The sequence below is a fragment of the Mycobacterium sp. TH-M106 genome, from assembly GCF_057473765.1.
The window spans coordinates 1-4,294 of record NZ_JBYCLE010000410.1 but is presented as its reverse complement, the minus strand read 5'-3'; the positions used below and the strand labels follow the sequence as shown (position 1 = coordinate 4,294).

5 protein-coding genes and 1 pseudogene are annotated in these 4,294 nt (G+C 67.3%); 2 read left to right on the top strand and 4 right to left on the bottom strand.

All coding sequences use genetic code 11. The features are described 5' to 3' along the window. Both AC2VOP_RS14445 and AC2VOP_RS14440 read left to right on the top strand, forming a co-directional pair. Positions 1 to 332 (top strand): annotated as a pseudogene (locus AC2VOP_RS14445) (signal recognition particle protein); the annotation flags it as partial. A 5-nt stretch (positions 333 to 337) separates the two neighbouring features. Beyond that, positions 338 to 1,423, top strand: a complete 1,086-nt coding sequence (locus tag AC2VOP_RS14440) for an amidohydrolase family protein (protein ID WP_486961611.1) — start codon at positions 338 to 340, stop codon at positions 1,421 to 1,423. Positions 1,424 to 1,456: 33 nt separating this feature from the next. Here the strand turns inward: AC2VOP_RS14440 and AC2VOP_RS14435 are convergent, their stop codons facing one another. The 4 genes from AC2VOP_RS14435 to AC2VOP_RS14420 all read right to left on the bottom strand — a co-directional run bounded on the left by AC2VOP_RS14435 (position 1,457) and on the right by AC2VOP_RS14420 (position 4,106). Continuing rightward, complete coding sequence (locus tag AC2VOP_RS14435) at positions 1,457 to 1,639, bottom strand: rubredoxin (RefSeq protein WP_486961610.1); 183 nt, start codon at positions 1,637 to 1,639, stop codon at positions 1,457 to 1,459. Continuing rightward, positions 1,636 to 1,809, bottom strand: coding sequence for a rubredoxin (locus tag AC2VOP_RS14430; protein WP_486961609.1), 174 nt, complete (start codon positions 1,807 to 1,809; stop codon positions 1,636 to 1,638). The genes AC2VOP_RS14435 and AC2VOP_RS14430 overlap by 4 nt, the downstream gene beginning before the upstream one ends. Next, positions 1,809 to 3,020 (bottom strand): alkane 1-monooxygenase, encoded by a 1,212-nt coding sequence (locus AC2VOP_RS14425; RefSeq protein ID WP_486961608.1) that lies wholly within the window; start codon positions 3,018 to 3,020, stop codon positions 1,809 to 1,811. Before AC2VOP_RS14425 ends, AC2VOP_RS14430 begins: the two co-directional genes overlap by 1 nt. Positions 3,021 to 3,203: 183 nt before the next feature. Continuing rightward, positions 3,204 to 4,106, bottom strand: coding sequence for a D-alanyl-D-alanine carboxypeptidase family protein (locus AC2VOP_RS14420; protein ID WP_486961607.1), 903 nt, complete (start codon positions 4,104 to 4,106; stop codon positions 3,204 to 3,206). Between the last annotated feature and the right edge of the window lie 188 nt (positions 4,107 to 4,294).

The window sequence follows — 4,294 nt, the reverse complement described above, 5'->3', positions numbered from 1 at the left end:
TGGCGGTGTCGGAGGTCAACCAGCTCGTCGACCGGTTCTTCGAGGCCCGCAAGATGATGTCGTCGATGATGGGCGGGATGGGCATCCCGGGGCTGGGTCGCAAGAGCGCGACCCGCAAAAACAACAGGACCAAAGGCAAAGGCAAGAAAGGTAAGAACGTCAAAAGGAGAGGCCCGACCCCGCCGATGGTGCGCAACCCGTTCGGGGCGGGTCTGCCGGCGGGATTCCCGGACCTGTCGCAGCTGCCCGCGGGACTCGACGAGCTGCCACCCGCGCTGGCCGATCTGGACGGTCTCGATCTGTCCAAGCTGAACTTTCCCGGCCAGAAGTAGCCCGCGTGCGACTGCACGTGCGCGGCCGTGGTCTGCCCGATGAGGTCCCGGTCCAATACTGGATCGTTGACGGGCGGATCAGCGTCGAGCCCGTCGCGGATACCGACACCGTGTTTGACGGCGGCTGGATTCTGCCCGGGCTGGTCGACGCGCACTGCCACGTCGGGATCGGGCCGTCCGGTGCGGTCACCCTCGACGAGGCGGTGGTCCAGGCAGAAACCGAACGCGACGTCGGCGGGTTGCTGCTGCGCGACTGCGGATCACCGATCGACACTCGCCCCCTGGACGGCCGCGACGACTTGCCGCGCATCATCCGCGCCGGCCGGCACTTGGCCCGGCCCAAGCGCTATATCGCCGGGTTGGCGATCGATGTCGAGGACGAATCACAGCTGCCCGACGCGGTCGCCGTGCAGGCGCGGCGCTCCGACGGCTGGGTCAAGCTGATCGGCGACTGGATCGACCGCGGCGCCGGCGAGCTGACGCCGCTGTGGTCCGACGACGTGCTGCGCGCAGCTATCGACGCGGCACACGCGCAGGGTGCCCGGGTTACCGCGCACGTGTTCGGCGAGGACGCGCTGCCCGGGCTGGTCACCGCCGGCATCGACTGCATCGAGCACGGCACCGGTATCACCGACGACGTCATCGAGTTGATGCTGGCGCACGGTACCGCGCTAGTCCCGACGCTGATCAATACCGAGAACTTCGGCAGCATCGCCGACTCGGCGGCGGTGAAGTACCCGGCCTACGCACAGCACATGCGCAGCCTGTACGCCAGCTGCCGATCCCGTATCACCGCCGCCCGCGAGGCCGGGGTTTCGATCTACGCGGGCACTGACGCCGGCGGCATGGTTGCCCACGGCCGGATCGCCGACGAGGTGGAGGCGCTGAAGGGTATCGGGATGACTGCCACCGACGCGCTGGGTGCTGCGTGCTGGGACGCCCGGCGCTGGCTGGGCCGGCCCGGGCTACAGCACGGCGCACCGGCCGACCTGGTGTGCTTCACCGAAGACCCGCGAAGCTCCCCGGCGGTGCTGAGCAGTCCCGATCTGGTGATGCTGCGCGGCCGGGTGTACCGGGGTCGGTGTCGATGACGCCGTCGCTGGCTGAAACAACGTCCGAGTGGGTCACGACCGCGCAACCTCGGCCATCTCGAAGTCGGATTTGGCCGCGCCGCAATCCGGGCAGCTCCAGTCCTCGGGTATGTCGGCCCAGCGGGTTCCGGGTGCGATGCCGTCTTCGGGCCAGCCGAGCGCCTCGTCGTAGGTGAAGCCGCACTGCAGGCAGACGAACAGCTTGTAGTCGCTCACGGGGTTACCTCCATCGTTGCGAAATCGACCTTCTCCCGAACTCCGCAGTCCGGGCAGCACCAGTCGTCGGGAACCAGATCCCAGGGTGTGCCGGGTGGAAATCCTTCCCGGGGGGCCCCATGGGCTTCGTCGTAGACGTAGTCGCAGACAGGGCAGCGGTAGCTGGCCATCAGGCCGGCACCGAGTAGCGGGCCAGCACCTTCTCGCGCAGCCGTGGCTGGATGTTCACCTTGGTGATGTCGCCGCCGTAGTGCTCGAGCACCCGATGGTCCATCAGCCGGCGCCACAGCGGCGGGAAGTACGTCAGCCCGATCAGCGACGCGTAGCCGCTGGGCAGGTTTGGCGCGTCGTCCATGCTGCGCAGCGTCTGGTAGCGGCGGGTCGGGTTGGCATGATGGTCGCTGTGCCGCTGCAGGTGGTACAAGAACAAGTTGGTGACCAGATGGTCGGAGTTCCAGCTGTGCGCGGGTGCGCAGCGCTCGTAGCGGCCGTTGGGAAGCTTTTGCCGCAGTAGGCCGTAGTGCTCCAGGTAGTTCACCGATTCCAGCAGTGAGAAGCCGTACACGGCCTGGATGATGACGAACGGGAGTAGTGCCGGGCCGAAGACCGCGATCAGCACGCCCCACAGCACCACCGACAGCAGCCAGGCGTTGAGCACGTCGTTGCCGAGCCGCCAGGGGCTCTTGCCCAGCCGGCGCAGCCGGGTCGCCTCCAGTTGCCAGGCCGAGCGCAGGCCACCGAAGACGCTGCGGGGCAAGAACTCCCAGAACGTCTCGCCGAACCGGGACGACGCCGGGTCCTCCGGCGTGGCGACCCGGACGTGGTGGCCGCGGTTGTGCTCAAGGTAGAAGTGCCCGTAGCAGCTTTGCGCCAGAGTGATCTTGGCCAGCCAGCGCTCCAGGTTGTCGCGCTTGTGCCCCAGCTCGTGAGCGGTGTTGATGCCGACGCCGCCCAGCGCACCGACCGACAGCGCGAGCCCCAACTTGGCCGGCCAGCCCAGCGGCCCGTGGAAGCCCAGCCAGCTCAGGTCGGAGGCGGTGAACAGGTACGCGCCGACAACGACGCTGGCGTACTGGAACGGAATGTAGGCATAGGTGCAGTACCGGTAGTACTTGTCATTCTCCAGCCGCCCCATCACCTCGTCGGGTGGGTTCTGCCCGTCGGGACCGAACCACAGGTCCAGGGCGGGCAACAGTACGTAGAGCAGGATCGGCCCGATCCAGAACGGCACCTGCGCGGCGGCCTGCCAGCCGAGCGAGTTCATCGCGGCGATCAGCGGCAGCACCGTGACCAGCATCGTGGGTGCGACCAGGCCTAACAGCCACAGGTAGCGCTTCCTGTCCCGCCACACCGCAGTCTGGGTACTTGTTGCGGTGCTCATGTCGCCACCTTCCGTGTGAGTTCCACCACCTGCACCGATAGACAATACCAACCGCTTTGTATGGTGTCTAGACAAAATTGGGCATTTTGTCGACCATGGTCATGAGCTGAGCCGCGGCTGGAGCTCGTCTATAGCTCGTCTGGAGCGCGTCTGCAGCGCGTCTGCAGCGCGCCTAGAGCTGATCTAGAGCGCGCCGACGCCGGTCTGGGGATTCTGCGCGAACCCCCAGTCCAGCAGGTCGGCAGCCTGGTCCCAGTAGGTCGGGCCACCTTCGTGGACGAGCCCGTACATCAGCGCGATAACCAGCCGCCGGCCGTCGCGTGCGGCAGCACCGACGAATGTCTTGCGGGCGGCATTGGTGAACCCGGTCTTGCCGCCGAACGCTCCCGGATACCGATGCAGAAACTCGTCCTGATTGACGATCGGGTGCTCACCCTGATCATCCCGGCCGCCGGGAAACATTGCCGACGGCGCGGCCGTGATCTCGGCGAACACCGGGTTGGTCAGCGCCGCCCGGAAGATCACCGCCAGGTCGTGCGGGCTGGACTGGCCGGGGCCGTCGGGGCCGTCCAGCCCGGACGGGGTGGTGGCATGGGTGTCGGCAGCGCCGACCTCGGCGGCCTTGGCGTTCATCTTCGTCACCGCGGTGTCGAGCCCGCCTAGCATGTCGGCCAGCGTGTTGGCGGCGTCGTTACCCGACACCAGCAGCACGCCGTCGAGCAGCTGACGGGCAGTGTAGCTGCGGCCGGGTTCGATACCCACACAGCTGCATTCGACCTGGGTGTCGGCGGGTGTGGCGATCACGGTGGAATCGAGGTCCAGCTCATCGAGGGCCGCCAGCGCCAGCAACACCTTGATGGTGCTCGCAGGCGGGTGTGCCGCGTAGCCGTCCCGCTCGGCCAACACCGCCCCGCTGTCCAGGTCTGCCACAATCCAGGCGGGCGCCGGCCCATCCGGAATCGGCATCGATCCCGCAGGCTGCGAGATGTCGGCGTGCGTCACCGGTGGCTGGATGAATTGCAGATCGGGCACACCGGCGATCCCGGTCAGGGCGGTGACCGCGACACCGGCGATGAACTTGCGCATGGTAGCTGAGCCTAAAGCGTGTCGAACAACTGGCTGCGGTCGAGTCGGCGCAGCAGTGAGGTGATCTGGCTGAGGATCAGGAAGCCTTCGTGGGCGATGGGGGTGACTTCGTGGTGTCGGTCGAGTCGCCGGCAGTGGTTGATCCATCCGTTGGTGCGTTCGACAACCCGGCGGCGCGGCTGGACCCG

Excerpts from the sequence above, each read along its gene's own strand:
- AC2VOP_RS14430 (WP_486961609.1), bottom strand. The coding sequence starts at position 1,809 with ATGGCCAGCTACCGCTGCCCTGTCTGCGACTACGTCTACGACGAAGCC.
- AC2VOP_RS14425 (WP_486961608.1), bottom strand. The coding sequence starts at position 3,020 with ATGAGCACCGCAACAAGTACCCAGACTGCGGTGTGGCGGGACAGGAAG.
- AC2VOP_RS14420 (WP_486961607.1), bottom strand. The coding sequence starts at position 4,106 with ATGCGCAAGTTCATCGCCGGTGTCGCGGTCACCGCCCTGACCGGGATC.